15 protein-coding genes are annotated in these 16,266 nt (G+C 43.5%); 4 read left to right on the top strand and 11 right to left on the bottom strand.

Features of this window, described 5'->3' with window-relative positions; all coding sequences use genetic code 11:
* The 4 genes from A37S_RS26875 to A37S_RS0120950 all read right to left on the bottom strand — a co-directional run.
* Positions 1-191: DUF4372 domain-containing protein (locus A37S_RS26875; protein ID WP_028297637.1), on the bottom strand; the 191-nt coding region annotated here is incomplete at its 3' end.
* Positions 192-285: 94 nt separating this feature from the next.
* Entirely contained in the window at positions 286-1,467 is a 1,182-nt protein-coding gene (locus A37S_RS0120960) for an acetyl-CoA C-acyltransferase (protein WP_028298670.1), read from the bottom strand.
* A gap of 54 nt (positions 1,468-1,521) precedes the next feature.
* On the bottom strand, positions 1,522-1,698 hold the full coding sequence (locus A37S_RS26870; protein WP_084163998.1) for a type II toxin-antitoxin system antitoxin: 177 nt from the start codon (positions 1,696-1,698) through the stop codon (positions 1,522-1,524).
* Between the two features lie 67 nt (positions 1,699-1,765).
* Positions 1,766-2,620: an SPFH domain-containing protein gene (locus tag A37S_RS0120950; RefSeq protein WP_028298669.1), complete on the bottom strand. Its 855-nt coding sequence runs from the start codon at positions 2,618-2,620 to the stop codon at positions 1,766-1,768.
* A gap of 225 nt (positions 2,621-2,845) precedes the next feature.
* Between A37S_RS0120950 and A37S_RS0120945 the strand changes: the two genes are divergently transcribed.
* The 3 genes from A37S_RS0120945 to A37S_RS26455 all read left to right on the top strand — a co-directional run bounded on the left by A37S_RS0120945 (position 2,846) and on the right by A37S_RS26455 (position 7,867).
* Entirely contained in the window at positions 2,846-4,954 is a 2,109-nt protein-coding gene (locus A37S_RS0120945) for an HD family phosphohydrolase (RefSeq protein ID WP_051293364.1), read from the top strand.
* 85 nt (positions 4,955-5,039) lie between these two features.
* Positions 5,040-6,494 (top strand): L-lactate permease, encoded by a 1,455-nt coding sequence (locus A37S_RS0120940; protein WP_028298667.1) that lies wholly within the window; start codon positions 5,040-5,042, stop codon positions 6,492-6,494.
* 710 nt (positions 6,495-7,204) lie between these two features.
* Positions 7,205-7,867: a hypothetical protein gene (locus tag A37S_RS26455; protein WP_157278976.1), complete on the top strand. Its 663-nt coding sequence runs from the start codon at positions 7,205-7,207 to the stop codon at positions 7,865-7,867.
* Between the two features lie 139 nt (positions 7,868-8,006).
* Here the strand turns inward: A37S_RS26455 and A37S_RS0120925 are convergent, their stop codons facing one another.
* Positions 8,007-8,498 (bottom strand): hypothetical protein, encoded by a 492-nt coding sequence (locus A37S_RS0120925; RefSeq protein WP_157278973.1) that lies wholly within the window; start codon positions 8,496-8,498, stop codon positions 8,007-8,009.
* Between the two features lie 87 nt (positions 8,499-8,585).
* A complete protein-coding gene (locus A37S_RS0120920) occupies positions 8,586-9,443 on the bottom strand; it encodes a hypothetical protein (RefSeq protein WP_157278970.1) in 858 nt (285 codons plus the stop codon).
* A gap of 270 nt (positions 9,444-9,713) precedes the next feature.
* Here A37S_RS0120920 and A37S_RS0120915 point away from each other — a divergent pair, with 270 nt between their 5' ends.
* The gene (locus A37S_RS0120915; RefSeq protein ID WP_028298664.1) at positions 9,714-11,066 is read left to right on the top strand and encodes an SH3 domain-containing protein; all 1,353 of its coding nucleotides are present in this window, start codon (positions 9,714-9,716) and stop codon (positions 11,064-11,066) included.
* 43 nt (positions 11,067-11,109) lie between these two features.
* On the opposite strand, the gene fbp is transcribed toward A37S_RS0120915, so the two are convergent.
* From fbp to A37S_RS27860, 5 genes are all read right to left on the bottom strand, one after another.
* Positions 11,110-12,117 carry a class 1 fructose-bisphosphatase gene (gene fbp / locus A37S_RS0120910; RefSeq protein WP_028298663.1) on the bottom strand — a complete coding sequence of 336 codons (1,008 nt, stop codon included), beginning with the start codon at positions 12,115-12,117 and terminating at the stop codon, positions 11,110-11,112.
* 83 nt (positions 12,118-12,200) lie between these two features.
* Complete coding sequence (locus A37S_RS0120905; RefSeq protein WP_036603613.1) at positions 12,201-13,679, bottom strand: glyceraldehyde-3-phosphate dehydrogenase; 1,479 nt, start codon at positions 13,677-13,679, stop codon at positions 12,201-12,203.
* Positions 13,680-14,040: 361 nt separating this feature from the next.
* Positions 14,041-14,754 carry a class I SAM-dependent methyltransferase gene (locus A37S_RS0120900; protein WP_028298661.1) on the bottom strand — a complete coding sequence of 238 codons (714 nt, stop codon included), beginning with the start codon at positions 14,752-14,754 and terminating at the stop codon, positions 14,041-14,043.
* A 10-nt stretch (positions 14,755-14,764) separates the two neighbouring features.
* The gene (pncB, locus tag A37S_RS0120895; RefSeq protein ID WP_028298660.1) at positions 14,765-15,949 is read right to left on the bottom strand and encodes a nicotinate phosphoribosyltransferase; all 1,185 of its coding nucleotides are present in this window, start codon (positions 15,947-15,949) and stop codon (positions 14,765-14,767) included.
* A gap of 135 nt (positions 15,950-16,084) precedes the next feature.
* On the bottom strand, positions 16,085-16,266 hold a 182-nt coding region (locus A37S_RS27860; protein ID WP_028295413.1), incomplete at its 5' end, for a hypothetical protein.

Raw genomic sequence — 16,266 nt, 5'->3', positions numbered from 1 at the left:
ATAGAATCACATCGGCTGAATATTCCGAACAGCATCGTCATGAGTTGTGTCCATGAATCAAAGGTCTTGTAATAGCGGTCAGACCGGTGCTTGCTCACAAGCATCTCAAATTTGTTCCTTGGAATAAAACCTAATAATTGTTTGAAGATTGGCTGACCGACTAATTTCTTTTCTGTATTTTTATCACTCATATTTTTAGTTTGTCGTAAAACCAAAATATGAAAAAAGGAGCTTGCCAGATATGGCAGCTCCTTAAATTATTTTTTGTCGGTCAGTAGTGATTGTTTATATTCGTTCCAAGACAAGGGCACTGGCACCACCACCGCCGTTGCAGATACCCGCGACGCCCAAACGCCCTTGCTCTTGGGATAACACGGATAGCAATGTTACCACTATGCGCGCACCCGAAGCCCCAAGGGGATGGCCCAATGCTACGGCCCCTCCATAAACATTGACTTTTTTGGGATCGAGACCCAATAATCTGTTGTTGGCTAGGGCTACCACTGAGAAAGCTTCGTTTATTTCATAGAAGTCTGCATCACCGGGATTTAGTTGGATTTTATTTAATGCCAGGGAAATGGCCTTAGTCGGACTGGTGGTAAACCATTCCGGATCCTGTTGCGCATCGGCGAAAGAAAGGATTTTGGCAATAGGCGTGAGGGCGTAGCGCTCGACCGCTTCTCCGCTCGCTAATATCAGTGCCGCAGCCCCGTCATTCAGGGTAGAAGCATTGGCCGCAGTGACAGTTCCCGATGGTTCAAATACAGGGCTTAGTTGGGGGATTTTCTCGAATTGCACCTTATATATCTCTTCATCATCTGTTAAGCTAATGCTGTTTCCCTTTTTGTCTGTCCACTCCACCGGCAGAATTTCTCCCTTAAAGAGCTGGTTCTTTTGTGCTGTTTGTGCTTTCTGGTAGGAGCTTGTGGCATATTCATCTTGCTCTAGCCTGCTGATGTTAAAGTGCCTGGCGCACAACTCGGCCGCAGAGCCCATGTGGTAGTCGTTATAGACGTCCCACAGGCCATCCTTGATTAGGCCGTCGGTCATTTGCTGATGCCCAAGTCTGAAGCCTTTCCTCGCTTTGTCGAGGTAGTAGGGCACATTGCTCATGCTTTCGGCTCCGGCGGCAACGGCTATTTCATTGTCTCCGCTAGCTACGGACTGGGCCGCCAGCATAATGGCCTTGGTGCCCGAAGCGCAAACCTTATTGATGGTAGTGGCTGGGATATTGCCAAGACCGGCCAATTTGGCCACTTGTGTGGCGGGGGCCTGTCCCAAGTTGGCAGAAAGGACGTTGCCAAAGAAAATCTCCTGTACCAAATGTGGCGCTATAGCTGCGCGCTTTATAGCGTCGGCCACCGCTAGTCCGCCAAGCTGCGTGGCGGTAAATTCACTCAGTTGCCCTATAAAGCTCCCTATTGGGGTTCTGCAGGCAGCTACGATAAAAACATCCTTTTTACTCATAGGTATTCAAAATTGGTGTCTCGTGCGCAAGATAATAAATTATGCATAACACCTTTACGTATCTCCTTCGGCTTTGTTTTTTTTTGCATTCCTTTTCCTTGCTTTCAGAGCTTCATAGAGTATATATTCTATCTGTCCATTGGTGCTTCTGAACTCTTCCGCCGCCCATGTTTCTATCTCTTTCAGTATCTCAGGGCTTAGTCTTAGTGCAAAAGCTTTTTTACCTGCCATCAACTATGTTTTATGGTTTTCAATCTGTTTTCTTTGCAAAAGAAGTACGAAAACTTTTTTACTTTTATTATGGGTATAACGTACCTGCGTTTACTACCGGCGATACACTTTTTTCACCGCACAATACTACTAAGAGGTTGCTCACCATGGATGCTTTGCGCTCTTCATCCAGTTCTACTACCTGCTTTTCCGACAACCGCTCCAGCGCCATTTCCACCATGCCTACGGCTCCTTCTACAATTTGCTTTCTGGCGGCTACCACTGCTGTGGCCTGTTGTCTTTGCAGCATGGCGCTTGCTATTTCTGGCGCGTAGGCCAGGTGCGTAATTCTGGCTTCTAGGATGTCTATGCCCGCACGTTCCAGCCTTTCATTGAGCTCTCTTTCCAGCATATGGCTTACTTGTTCGGCGCCATCTTTTAATGTGATGGCATGGTTCTCATCATCGAAGCTGTCGTAGGCAAATAAATTGGCCAGGTGCCTCACGGCAGCCTCGCTTTGCACCTCGACATATTGTACGTAATTGTCTACGGAAAATAAGGCCTTTGCTGAATCTTTTACTTGCCATACGGTGACAGCCGCAATTTCTATCGGATTGCCCAGCAGGTCGTTTACCTTCATCTTATGTCCATTTAAATTTCTCGCTTTTAGCGATACCTTGCTCCTTGCGTAAAAGGGATTGACCCAAAAGAAACCGTCCTGTCTGATGGTGCCATGGTATTTGCCAAACAGGATAAGGGCATAGGCATAGTTTGGATTGACCACAACAAGTCCTTTCACTGTGAGGACGAAGATTACAATACTTGCTATCACGACAAATGCGTTGCTATAGGCAATGCCTACAAATCCGACGACAATGCACACAACGGCAATTAATAAGGCGATGTAGCCTGAGAATGCAGATAGATTTTTTTCTTGAAACATACGATTTGTTTTAATTTTAAATTGATATTACAATGATATCGAATTTATATTAAATAACCAATTTTTTTATGAGCCGAGTTTGGTCTTTTCATGCATTTATGTTTATTACTCCCAAGGAGCTGGAAAGACTTCGAGCGCCTTGTTTAGGCCGTGGTAGGTTGGAATTATGCTCACATATTGCAATTGAAGTCGATTTTAGCTAAGTTTGAATAAAATGTTTAATACATGGCCTCTAGAAACAACGTACTCATAAACAGAAACGTTAGCAGCAGCAATCCATCATTGATTAAGTACGGTATGATGCTTGCAAGTATCGTACTCATCTGTATATTTCTTCCCAGGCAGGCCAGGTTCCAGTACGAATACGAGAAAGGGAAGGTCTGGATGCACGAGGACCTGATAGCTCCATATGACTTTGCCATATTGAAAACCCAGGCTGAGCTAGATGCGGACAAGGAACAGATTTTGGGTTCGGTATATCCCATATACGACAATAATGAACGCATGCTTGCCGATCAGACGGACCGTTTGATGGCAGAACTGGACAATAAATGGAACAGCAGTGGTTTGCCAGATGCCGAGATGTCGCGCTATAGTCTTTTGGCCACCAAGATATTGTCCCATGTCTACAATAGGGGTATCATAGCCCTCACCTCCAAATTCTTGCAAGGAGGGGAGAACTACACCTTTACACTGCTGACCAATAATGTAGCCGCGCAGAAAAATACGGCGGATGTGTATACACGTGAGTCGGCGATGGGTTATGTGAATAGTTTGATAGACGGGGAAAAAGACCTGGAAGCAAAAGATTGGCTTAAGGGTTTGGTTGATAATTATATACAGCCAAATTATATTTACAACGAGCGCCTGACGGATCAATTGGTTTCCGATGCTTTGTCTAATATCAGTACCACGCGCGGCATGGTACAGCGGGGCGAGCTTATCATCGCCAATGGAAGTACTATCAACAATGTCGCTTTTCAAAAGCTGGAATCCCTACGCAGGGCCTACGAAGAAGAATCGCGCATTGGTGGCAACAAGAGTGTGGTGCTATTGGGGCATTTTCTTATCGTCAGTTTGGTAATATCGTTACTCATGGTATTCCTGCATTTATTTAGGAAGGATATATTTGCGAACAACCGTTTGCTTTCGCTCATTCTGTTGGTTGTCACAGTGATGATGTTGGTGCTTTCTTGGGCTATCCGACTAAAGCTCCCTAGCATATATTTCATCCCCTTTTGTATTGTGCCCATCATTATGCGGGTGTTGTTTGATACGCGGATGGCATTGAATATTCACTTGCTGATGACCTTGGTAGCGGGATTTTTTGTGCCGAACAGCTTTGAGTTTGTCTATTTGCAGATTACGGCTGGTATGGTATCCATCTATAGCATCAAAACGCTTTCCAAGAGAGAGCAGTTTCTTATATCGGCAGCCAAAATTTTGGCTACCTATTTAGTAGCATATATGGGTATCACCTTGGTTCGGGATGGTTCGCTCAAGGATATCGGTTATGTTGATTTCATTCCGTTCATTGTCAGTGTCCTGCTTACTTTATTGGCCTATCCTCTCATATACGCCTTTGAGCGTATGTTTGGCCTCACCTCGGATGTTACGCTCATGGAGCTGATTAATACCAACTCAAGCATATTGCGCGAGCTGTCATATAAGGCTCCAGGAACGTTTCAACATTCTTTGCAGGTGGCCAACCTTGCCGAGGCTGCAATTTTTAAGATAGGTGGCGATGCCCTATTAGTACGTGCTGGTGCTTTGTACCATGACATCGGTAAAATTCAGAACCCGCAGTTCTTCATCGAGAATCAGACAAAGGGCTATAATCCGCATGAAGGGCTCACGCCGGAGCAAAGTGCTCAAATTATTATTGCACACGTGGCAAAGGGAATAGAGATCGCTAGGAAACACCAGTTGCCCGAGACTATAACCAACTTCATCCGCACGCATCATGGTACTACTCGGGTAGATTATTTTTACCAGATATATGTAAACAACAACCCAGATAAACTGGTAGACGAAAGCGAATTTCGATATCCTGGTCCCATTCCTTTTTCCAAAGAGACGGCCGTATTAATGATGGCCGATTCTGTGGAAGCCGCCTCGCGCAGCATTAAGGAACCAAATGCGCAGAACATCAGCGAACTAGTCGATAAGATCATTGACGGTAAGTTGAAGCAGGGGCAGATTAGAAATAGCAATATTACCTTGCAAGAAATAGAAACTGTACGTGAAATCTTTAAGAACATGCTCATGAGTATCTACCATGTGCGGGTAGATTACGATATTAATAAGGAGCAGAAGGAACTGTTGCGGAGGTAATATGCGTAAAAATACGGTAAGCATATTGATTTTATAGCGGTAAGTGCTATCTTGCGAAGAAGACCAAGGAGCTATTTGACGAAAGATGATCTACGTATTGGCCTTTCTTCCCATTTTATCACTGATGTTTTTTTCCTTGGCTAGGGGCGTAAAAACAGCAGTGATGTTGTCTTTAGTCATCACGGTAGGGCTGTTTTTCTATTGGGGAGCAGACTTGCCGCATTTTTTTGCCGCTCTGGGAGTCTCCCTTTTCGCTACAGTAAATATATTGATGATTGTTTTGGGAGCGACGTTCCTGTATAACATTATGGCACAAACTGGTCAGATTACCAAGATTAGCCATTCGTTAGATAACCTGCATTCATCAAAAGATATCCGCTTTTTCCTTCTTGCCTTTGGACTTACCGCATTCTTTGAGGGAGTTGCGGGTTTCGGCACGCCCGGGGCCATTGTGCCGCTCATCCTGATTGCAATGGGCTTTGAAGCGGTTTTGTCCGTCTCGGTAGTTTTGTTGTTAGATAGTTTGTTTTCCATGTTTGGAGCCGTAGGCACGCCCATCATTACCGGTATTAAAGTTCCGCTTCGATTGCCAGACGAAGATATCAAGATGATCAGCTTTATGGCGGCTTTACTCATATTAATTGGTGGGATAGTCTTTTTGCTATTCATCTTCCGCATGATCAGGAAACAAAGGAGCCCATTGGAAAACAAACGCAAAATGATGGTGTTGTATGTCTTTTTTGCCATTCCTTATGCAACATTTGCCTGGTTTGCCCCCGAACTTGCTACGGTGTTGGGAGCTTTGTTGATGTTGTTGTTGTCGGTGTTTTACTTGAAAGGAAAAGACGGCCATGTAGACCTAAAACCCTGGTTACCTTATGGCGTATTGGCCTTGATTTTGTTGCTGCCAAAAATAATTCCAGGACTGCAAGGGCTTCTAGCCTGGGAATTTACCCTGGCAAATTTATTTGAAACGGGTATTAATGGCGAGCTTAAGCCTTTACAATCACCCTTATTGCCCTTCTTTCTTGTGGGTATAGCGGTGGCGCTTGTACAAAGGAGTAATTCTTTGCATATAAAAGCATCCTTGCTGAAAGTCGCCAGCGTATCGTTGGTGCTATTGCCCACCATCATTATCGCAAACCTCATGATCCACTCAGGGGTAAGGCAAGCTTCTATGGTGGGCTATATTGCCGAATTGATGAGCAAGATAGGCCATAGCTATACACTACTTGCGCCATTTGTAGGTATTACAGGTACCTTTATTACAGGAAGTACTACTATCTCCAATCTGGTATTTGCATCTACGCAATATGAAACCGCCGGTAAGCTGGGGCTTAATGAGCACCTCATTTTGTCGCTTCAATTGAGTGGAGCTAGCACGGGCAATGCCATTTGCCTGTTCAACATTATCGCTGCAGCTGCCATTGCCGACCTCAAGGACTACAGTGGCGTACTAAAAAATAACCTGTTGCCCACATTGCTAGTGGGCTTGCTGCTAGGTTTGATCGGTTTCATATTCACGGTGATTAATGGATAGTCTGGAGCAAAAGTGTTAATAATACGATTAGAATTGCTTATTTCTATCAAAAAAAATTGGTAATTTCAGGTTATAATTAACTTTGTTGACTTGTCTATGGCAATTTATTAGAGGTATATGATAGAAACGTTTTTTGCTTTTTTTTCCATAAAAGCCATTAGGGGATTGAGAGAATTTAAGAAAAAGGTCTTAATCGGCTTAACTTCTTAATGGTCCAATGGATAAGATTGGAGCCGTTCTTCGTTTTTGTTTACTCTACACGGTAATGATAAAGGTGATTCGTTCATTAAATATTGATAAATTATGTGGAAAATGACGGCTGCAAGATGGTATGCCGCAAAGGACATAAGCGAAGAAGAGATCGAAGTGCCAGAAATTGATTCTGAAAAGTCTAGTATAGAAATCTAATAGTGAAATAAAAAGAGGTAATTAGCGAAATGACTATTATTTCTTGCTAGTTTACTATCTTGCGGCGCAGTTTCATTCATACGCTGTTTTTATGCAGGAGGGAATGATTATTGTCCCGCTAAAGGACGATATCTGCACACAAAATGACTATGAGCTTGTTTCTCACATAACTGTTATTATTTTGATTATATTATGCATAGCGTCGTTGCATCTAAAGCCTTATTTAAATGAAATATCCGTCTATAATGGTTAAAACTGTCTTTGTTTTTTTTATTGCTTTCTATGTTGGCCATCCTCTGGCTATGGCCCAACAGTTATTAAAAGGAAAGATATTGGAGCTGGGAAGTAACGAAAACATGTCTCAGGTAAGTATTAAGAACTTGAATACCGATGTTCAAGTAGAAAGCGATCGTAATGGGGATTTTTCCATCGCGGCAAAAAAAGATGAGATATTGGTGTTTGCTTTTCCGGGGTATAGGACGGATAGTTTGGTAGTGACTGATTTCGCTTTTAAACGGATGTATCTTACAGGGGTAGATGATCCCCGTTTGCTTTCCGAGGTTAATGTAAATGCGATGACCAATTCTCGGTTGGAGGAAGAACGGGCAAAAGCGCAAGCGGAAGGACAAGTGGCCAATACCGTAAGCGGTGGAGGCATCGCTTTGTCCCCTTCTCGTCTTTTTGGTAAGGAGGGAAGAAACGCGAGGAGAAGCTACAAATTGATGGAAGAAGAGGCCAATAACCGAGATATAGATGCGCGTTTTACCCGTACGCTTGTCCAAAGTTTCACGCCATTGGAGGGGGATGACTTGGATTTGTTTATGGTTAAGTATAGACCAAAGATCAATTTTGTCAAAAAGGCCAGTGATGATGATCTACGCTTATACGTAATTGATTCTTACGGCAAGTTTAATAAGCTGACGGCTGCCCAAAAAGAAAAAATCAAACTGGAGACTCAACAATAGTTGGTAACTTAGTTGCACCGACAAAATAACTTCTCTAATTCGAAGCTTGAAAACCTAACCAAAGTTTGCCTGCGCTATGGCCATTCGCGCAAATTGGTGAAGTTTCCATGGGGTATCGCTCGGGCAACGGTAATATGTTTTAATCGCGATTTATATATACAAGCTTGCTTCCAAAAAAGATACCTTCCCATTTTTTGAGTGGGATCTTTGTCAAAATATCTTTGTCAACTTCCATTTCCAGGAAATGCATCACCTCGCTCCCTTGCCGATAATATAATAGCAGTATTTGGTCAGAGGAACTGCTTATGGCGTATAGCAGGCATCGATCGCCGTCAATCGTTTCCTCCTTTATCAATTTTAATTGCGAATCGGGCTCATAATTCTTGATCAAAGCTAAAGTTTGCGTTGCCATTTGATGTACGTCCTTGCCGACGTCGGCCAAAAGCATATTTGTTTGGCTTATGTCCAATGAAGGATACGTTTCGCCCCTATAATAGCCCTTGTGAGCAATTCCCCATACACCCTCGTCAAAAAAAGATGCAGACTTCCATTCATATATTGTCGGAAGAGCTAACTTCAATACTAGGTATTTATCGTTCTTTTCTTGGGCATTGAGCATACAGGTCATCATCGGATAACATAATATATAAATTGCGTGGATGAAGCATTTTCTGATCATTTTTGATTTAATTTTAACTATTTTTTTAACTGCTCGTCTCTAATTGCCGATCAATTTATAGGAAGTCAAGTTTCGGGATAGCTTTGGCGCCAACAGCAAATGGTACAGGCTAGGCGAAACGTGGGGCAGCTTCTCAATGCTGCTTTTGATCAATGTGTCGGCATCTAGAATAGGGGAGAAGGTTTTGAGATTGAAATCTACCGTGGTCCATCTTAAGGTTAGGAGAGTAGAATCTATGGTCATGGTTTGCTCCGTTTTCAAGGTTTCCCACAGGCTATCGACGGCAGCTTTGCCGGTTTTGATTTTGTAGTCTATGGGTATGGGCCCCAGCATGTTGAACATGGATACTGCCACTTCTTGAATGGGGCTTTCTACTTCTCCCTGTTTCTTGGGTGGCAGTCCCATGGTATATTGCATAGCGGGGATGGGTTTAGCAAGCTTATAGCTGAGATAGGTGGTCACATGCGACTGTTTGAGTCCACCATATCCAGGTATTTCGGTATGTTTGTATGTCCAATAGGCGGATTCTGGCAATGGCTGAAGAATAAACGTGGTATCCATACGCAGATCAAGTGTTTTAAGCAGATCAGGGTCGGTTTCAGTTATTTGAAGCACTGTCTCGGACGTCTCCGGCAAAGGTGCGGGATGGGCCAGCAAAGTGTCTAATAGTTGTTGTAGGGTATTTCGGTGCACTGCAAGCAGCTCCGGAGCAATAGATAATAGCCAAGTGCTGTCTTGTTCTTCCAATTTCAGGCTAAAAGTCGTGTTGTAGTTACGTTCAAGGTGAGTCAACATCACCATTCCTTCGCATTCTTTTAATACAGCCGCTCTATCTGCATCTGATAGTTCATTTTTGAAGGTTAGGGCATACTTGGTCGTGACTTTGTTGGCGTTCATTTTCTTCCTGTTTTCTGATGGCATGCACGCATAGATCAGAATGAAGCATGATGCAAAAAGGCAGTAAAAAGGTGTTCTCATGTTTTTCTTTCAAAGATAGACAGTTAATAGGGGTTGGAATATCCCTGAAAACCATGGTTTTGACGCCGACTAAAAGAAATGTTTGATAAACCATGCCATTTGAACATTCTGAACTTTATTAAAAATCCCTGAAATCTGCGATTGATGGGCTACTATATCAACCTATCTTTGTGGCTATGTTTTTGCGAGATGAAAAGAATAAAAGTCGTATACCATCTAATAGTACAGGTAGTCATGTTTTTATTTGGGCCTTCTTTACTGGCTCAACAACAGCATTCGGTTGCCATAAACGATAAGTTAACGGCCATTGTAAAGTTGGACAATGGGATGATGGCGATCGACGTTCCGTCTTCGAAGCAAGGTAAGCAACAAATTGACCTTGGTCAGGAACTGCTGCCTGCCAGTCTGGACACGGCAGATTATAACGGTGATGGCTATATGGATTTTTCCTTGGCTTATTATGGCGCGGCTTATAGCTATCAACGAATTTTTATTTTCATGCCAGCCAATGAACAATTTCGGGAGGTGAAGGTGCCGGAAAGATATAACGGTCTTTTGGATGGACAAATGGCTTTTAGGAATCCGTACTTCTACACGGAAGAACGTGTACTCTTTAGCCAACCTAGCCAGCTAGGTGGACAGGAGTACCGTCGTCTTGGCTGGAGGTTCACTGCGGAAGGCGATGCCTATTTGACCGAATCGCTGATTCCCATAGAACGGGATTATCCTTGGACGGCTATGGTGCCAATCACTGCTATTCGCACTTCCTATGATCAAAAGGGGGATACCTTGCACAGTGGCGCGGTATTCTTGTTTTCGCTTACGGATGAGATAGAACCCGTGCGGCTACCGGTAGAGCAGGCAAGACTTTGGCTATATAATGCTCCTGGAGAAGCGAAGGCTAGCATGTATTTGGTGAAAGGAGATGAATTCGAAGTGCTAGACTATGTGAAAGGCGGGTGGTTGAAGATCCGATATTTCAATTCCACATATGGCAATATTGATAAATATGTTTCCGTGTTGGATGTCAGCAGTCCGAGAATGGACTTCTATCGGGAGGTATTTTCCGAAAACCATGGCTTGGAGCTTGCCATTGGCGATTTAGGCAACAATCCAGACAGCGTCTATGCGGCTTTGTTATATATGGGTATAAGCAATACGGGTAACTATAGCAAGCAATTTGCGAGCGATGGTCTTTATTTGCTCTTCAGGAAAAAAGAAAGTTTGGATTCCTATAAGGTTTGGACGATTTCCACAAACCGCACAAGCTTTCCCATTCCCGAAATAACGAAGAAAGAATTGTGGTTGGACAATTTCGTTGTCTGGAAGGAAAACCGTTACTTGGTAGATGGTGTTATAGACGGAGGGTCTTTCTTTCCCAACGATTTAGAACCTGGTGATTATGAGTATCGTATTATTTTGGTGGATAGCCGATATGATTTAGCCTTGATTTCGAATGCAGCAAGCCTAAAAGCACCTTTACCAAAAGTTGCTTGGGATAAGGACGCAAGTCGATACATCATTTTGAAATCCAAGGAATAGAAGCTCCGCGCCGAACCAAGATCATGCTTTCCGTAATTTTGAGTTAAGAATCTATAAATCGCATTAGGCTGTTTACCATATCTACCGATCCAATGAAAATTGCCGAACGTTGATGCAATTGCGTGGGCTGTATATCCAATATACGGCCTTTTCCATCCGTAGCGATACCTCCTGCTTGTTCTATGATGAACGCCATGGGATTGCATTCATATACTAAGCGCAGCTTACCGTTGGGATGAGAAGAGGTGCTGGGGTAAAGAAAAATACCTCCTTTTATGAGGTTTCGGTGAATATCTGCTACCATGGAGCCAATGTAGCGGGAGGTAAATGGCCTGTTGGTCGAGGGATCGTGTTGCTGGCAATACTTGATATAGTCTTTTACACCTTGTGGGAAATGGATGTAGTGGCCTTCGTTGATGGAATAGATCGTGCCGTTTTTAGGCATCTTCATATTGGGGTGAGAGAGGCAAAATTCGCCAATACTGGGATCAAGCGTAAAGCCATTTACCCCTTTTCCAGTGGTATAGACTAGCATGGTGGACGAGCCATATACAATGTATCCTGCCGCTACCTGCTGATCTCCCTTTTGCAACACATCTTCTAGGCTTGCTTTTGTGTTTGCTTCGGTATGCCTGCGGCGATAGATGGAAAATATGGTGCCCACAGCCACATTCACATCAATATTGGACGAGCCATCGAGCGGATCTATTGCGACGATATACTTGGCATTTTTGGATATCTCGGACTCGATATATAGGCAATTCTCATTTTCTTCAGAGGCAACTACGCAGCATTCGCCTCCGCTTCTGAGCGCGGAGACAAATTGTTCGTCGGCATATACATCAAGCTTTTTCTGTCCTTCTCCTTGTATGTTATAAGTACCCGCGTCGCCCAGAATATCTACCAATCCGGCTTTGTTTACTTCTCGGTTTACAATCTTTGCGGCAATGGCTATGTCGCGCAATAACCTGCTGAGTTCACCCTTTGCATAGGGGAAATCTGCCTGCCTCTCGATAATGAACTGGCCAAGCGTTGTCGTTTTATTTGACATGATAAATGGAACGTGTAATGTTTAGAATAGCTAGTTTTTAGTTTGTTAATATGTTATATTGATTTCCTGATAATAGCAGGAAATCAATAATAAGTTGGCCTACGTACCCTGGCGATATGCTTTGCCAGCCTTATTACTTGACAGGTATAGCCATATTCGTTATCGTACCAAGCATAAAGCGTTGCGGTATGGCCATCGTCGCTTACGATGGTCGCTTCGCTGTCAAATATAAGGGCGCTGGTGCTCTTTACGATATCGGAGCTGACAAACTCCTTGCTGTAGGCATATTGGATCTGTTCGGCCAGTTCGCCAAATAGGGCTTCTTCCCTTACCATATTGTTGATGGTCTCCTTGTCTGTTTTCTTTTTTAAGCGAAGTACCAGAATGGCCAGGGAGCCGTTTGGTACGGGAACACGCACCGCATTTCCCGTAAGGCGACCTATGAGCTTGGGAAATATCTTGAAAACTGCCTTGGCGGCTCCCGTTTCGGTAATGACCATGTTAATAGCTGCTGCGCGGCCACGGCGGTATCCCTTATGGTAGTTGTCTATGAGGTTTTGGTCGTTGGTATAGGCGTGTATCGTTTCTATATGGCCATTTTCTATCTCAAGCTTTTCGTCTACCACCTTTATCAATGGCACGATGGCATTGGTAGTGCAGGAAGCGGCACTCCATATTTTTTCTTTTTTTATGTTCTTTTCATCGTGGTTGACGCCATATACTATGTTGGGGATATCTCCTTTCCCAGGGGCGGTAAGTAGCACTTTCTCGGTTCCATTGGCTTGCAGATGCTGTTCCAGTCCTTCCCTGTCTCGCCATACGCCCGTATTGTCAACCACAAGGGCATCATGGATATCATAGAGGGTATAATCAACTTCAGAAGGACCGTTGGCATTGATAATATAGACCATTTGTCCGTTGATAATAAGCGCATTGTTGATGGGATCTTCTACTATGGTGCCTTCAAAATGCCCATGGATCGAGTCGTTGCGAAGTAGATCCGCTCTTTTATATAGGTCGGCCTCATCTCTGCCTCTCACCACAATGGCCCGTAGGCGCAATTGATTTCCAATGCCCGCTTGTGCCACCAGTTCTCGCGCAAGCAGGCGACCTATGCGGCCAAAGCCGTAAAGTACTACATCCCTAGGACTAACGCTTTTATGGATAGTAGTAAAAAGGCCTTTCAGTTTGTTTGCCACAAAATCTTCTACGGCGATGTGTTTTGGTTCATTGTCCCATTCAACCAATAAACGGCCAATGTCTATTCGGGCGGGAGTGAGATTGAGCTGGCACATGGCTTCCAAAAGCGCTACCGAGTCATAGATGGAAAGATGTGGTTTTTGCGATATATTTCTAGCGTAGCTATGATGGCTAATGATGTCGAGCACACTTTGGTTTACCAATGCCTTGCGAAATAGCACTGTTTCTATACCTTTTTCGTAATAGAGGTTTGCTACTAATTTGATCAGTTGTATAGCTGCACGCTCTTGGTTTAGCCATGTCTTCAGTTCACTTTCAAACTTTTTGGTACCTTTTACTTCCGATGTTTTAGAATTGCTCATAGAATCATTATTTATGGTGTATAGTGGTGTAATTGATGATACAATAACTATTTAGCAGGTGTCTTTTTTATCATAATAAGGCTAAAGAATGTGTAGCAGGAGCTTATTCATTCTTTTTTTGTAAAAATAATGTAATTTGTGGAGGCTTATTTGTTTATTTAAGACGAATATTTATTTGATTTTATAAGTGTTGATGTTTCAGTTAAGAGACAATCGTTAAAAGGTTCTATGAGGGATAGTACGGGGCAATGGACCAAAACCTCTTTGCCTCGCCATTTTCAACCATTAACCTGCCTGCGGTAGGCGGGGAAGTTAAGGTCTTTAAAGTAACTATTAGCTTAAAAGAGTGGCAAGAGTCGATTTAGCTTTCCCTTAATGACAAACGCACCAAATAGGCATCATGCCCATCTTCAAAAAGGACCTGCACCACCCAGCCATTTTCCTGGGCGATTTCAATCAATGTAGCTTGATCTACATAGATCCATCCGAACCTAGGGCCTCTTTTGCCTTTGTACTGGTACTGAAAGTCTATTTCTCCGTAGTATCTATCCCTGGGTTTGGGGAGCTGATCGGTATAAAGGTAGTTAATGTCCGAACTATCGAACAATAGTTGTCCGCCCTGTCGAAGCAGTTTTTTGCCATGTTCTAGAAGTGCTTGCAAGCCATCTAGCGTCTGGGCAAGTCCGATGCCGTTCATGAGGAAAAGTAGTGTGTCGAATTGTTCGTCGGCATAGTCAAAAATATTGCCGTGGATTACCTTTTTGACACCTCTTTCTTTCATAATGTCGCAGGCTATTTCCGATAGTTCTATCGCTGTCACATCAAAGCCTTTCTTTTGTAGATAGAGGCTATGACTGCCGGCGCCCGCACCTATATCGAGTACCTTACCATCGCAAAGTGCTAAGGCTATGAACTCCAATTCTGGAAAGTCCTTTTCCTTGCGGAAAAAAATGTCGACGGGCATAATCTCCACCTCATCGGCATAGCTCGAATGGAGAAACAATTTGTCTGACCCTTGCTTTTTATAGTAGTCGTTGAGGGCTTGGCCGAATATGTCTGAAATGGGTTTGTTCATTCGTTCTTATTTAGTCTTTGATGCCCAAAATTTCCTTACTCAGTGCAATCATTTTAGGATCTCCGGTGTACTTGCCACGTACATCAGACAGTTTTACTACGGGTGTCCACTGTGCATCGTCTGGGTGGGCTTCTGTCATTTTCAATACGATGTTCATGGGAGGTAGATTCACATCGTTGGTGAAGTTGGTGCCTATGCCAAAGGACATGCCTATTTTGTCTTGGCAATAGTTGGATATACGGGCTACCTTTTCATAGTTGAGGCTGTCAGAAAAAATGATGGTCTTAGATTTTGGGTCTATTCCTTTGCTCTGATAGTGAGAAATGGTCTGATCGGCGAAGACAAGCGGATCACCGCTGTCGTGCCGTACACCATCGAATAGCTTAGCAAACATCTTGTCAAAAGACGAGAAGAACACCTTAGTGGTATAGGTGTCCGATAGAGCGATGCCCAAATCGCCCCTATATACCTGTGCCCAATGCTCCAAGCCGAGCCTATTGGCCATCTTAAAGCCATATTTGGCAGCATGAAACATAAACCATTCATGCGCATGGGTGCCTATGGGCTTTGTTTGGTATTGCATGGCCAAGTGCACGTTGCTGGTGCCTATGAAGCTTTGTCCACCGTAGGCTTTCAATGCCTCTACCACCAGCTTATGGGTATGGTATGAGTGCCTCCTACGTGTGCCAAATTCGGCGATGGTAACACCAAGTTGGGCGTAGTGCTCGATCTTGCTTTTCGCTGTATTTATGATTTCCTCGTCGTTTGCGCCAACGAGGTTGTTCATTTTATAGAACAATTCGGAGATAAGTGACATAATGGGCACCTCCCATAAGATGGTTCTATACCAGTATCCAGCTATTTTGACAGAAAGATCAGGGCCGTTCTGCTCTATGCTTACTTCATCCGGGTCGTATCGGTATCCTTGCAGAAAATCCAGATAGGTGGGATCTAGATAGGGACAAGTTTGTGCGAGGTACTCTTTTTCCACTTTGCTCAGCTGCAATGCCCCCATGTTATTTATGGATTCTCTTAGTACCTGTGCAAAACCACTCGGAAAAGCATGTTGGCCTCTGTTAATAAATTCGTAGCGTGCCTTGGCTTTAGGAAAGAGCTTCGTCACAGCATGTTGCATGGTGAACTTGTAAAAGTCGTTGTCCAATAGAGAATTTAAAATCACCTTTGAAGAAAGCATGGATGTTGTTTTATGTGCAAATATATTTTTTCACTACCAAACGGATAAACTTAAAAACAGGCAATAAACTCACTTAACTTACTGATTATCAGTAAATATTTTCATTAGATAAAAAAGCCNCCCCCCCCCTGTTTTTTAGAACAGTTCTACCTGTATACAAGGTGGTTTATTTCGTTTTTTCTGTTTGCTGTAAGTTCTCCTGCTGTTCTGCACCATCCAATATATCTCAAGATTACTGATTAAATGGATTCTTATCAGTGCAGCAATGGTGGAAAACGCCTTTTTGCTCTGGGATTTTACCCGGAGAACCTGCAACA

Source organism: Olivibacter sitiensis DSM 17696, from assembly GCF_000427965.1.
GTDB lineage: Bacteria > Bacteroidota > Bacteroidia > Sphingobacteriales > Sphingobacteriaceae > Olivibacter > Olivibacter sitiensis.
This window is presented reverse-complemented; position numbering and strand designations above follow the sequence as displayed.

Coding starts and splice junctions, on each gene's coding strand:
- A37S_RS0120900 (WP_028298661.1), bottom strand. CDS start 14,754: ATGAACAAACCCATTTCAGACATATTCGGCCAAGCCCTCAACGACTAC.
- A37S_RS0120940 (WP_028298667.1), top strand. CDS start 5,040: ATGATCTACGTATTGGCCTTTCTTCCCATTTTATCACTGATGTTTTTT.
- A37S_RS0120925 (WP_157278973.1), bottom strand. CDS start 8,498: ATGATGACCTGTATGCTCAATGCCCAAGAAAAGAACGATAAATACCTA.
- A37S_RS0120960 (WP_028298670.1), bottom strand. CDS start 1,467: ATGAGTAAAAAGGATGTTTTTATCGTAGCTGCCTGCAGAACCCCAATA.
- A37S_RS0120905 (WP_036603613.1), bottom strand. CDS start 13,679: ATGAGCAATTCTAAAACATCGGAAGTAAAAGGTACCAAAAAGTTTGAA.
- A37S_RS26455 (WP_157278976.1), top strand. CDS start 7,205: ATGGCCCAACAGTTATTAAAAGGAAAGATATTGGAGCTGGGAAGTAAC.
- A37S_RS26870 (WP_084163998.1), bottom strand. CDS start 1,698: ATGGCAGGTAAAAAAGCTTTTGCACTAAGACTAAGCCCTGAGATACTG.
- A37S_RS0120950 (WP_028298669.1), bottom strand. CDS start 2,620: ATGTTTCAAGAAAAAAATCTATCTGCATTCTCAGGCTACATCGCCTTA.
- pncB (WP_028298660.1), bottom strand. CDS start 15,949: ATGCTTTCTTCAAAGGTGATTTTAAATTCTCTATTGGACAACGACTTT.
- A37S_RS0120915 (WP_028298664.1), top strand. CDS start 9,714: ATGAAAAGAATAAAAGTCGTATACCATCTAATAGTACAGGTAGTCATG.
- fbp (WP_028298663.1), bottom strand. CDS start 12,117: ATGTCAAATAAAACGACAACGCTTGGCCAGTTCATTATCGAGAGGCAG.
- A37S_RS0120945 (WP_051293364.1), top strand. CDS start 2,846: ATGGCCTCTAGAAACAACGTACTCATAAACAGAAACGTTAGCAGCAGC.
- A37S_RS0120920 (WP_157278970.1), bottom strand. CDS start 9,443: ATGAACGCCAACAAAGTCACGACCAAGTATGCCCTAACCTTCAAAAAT.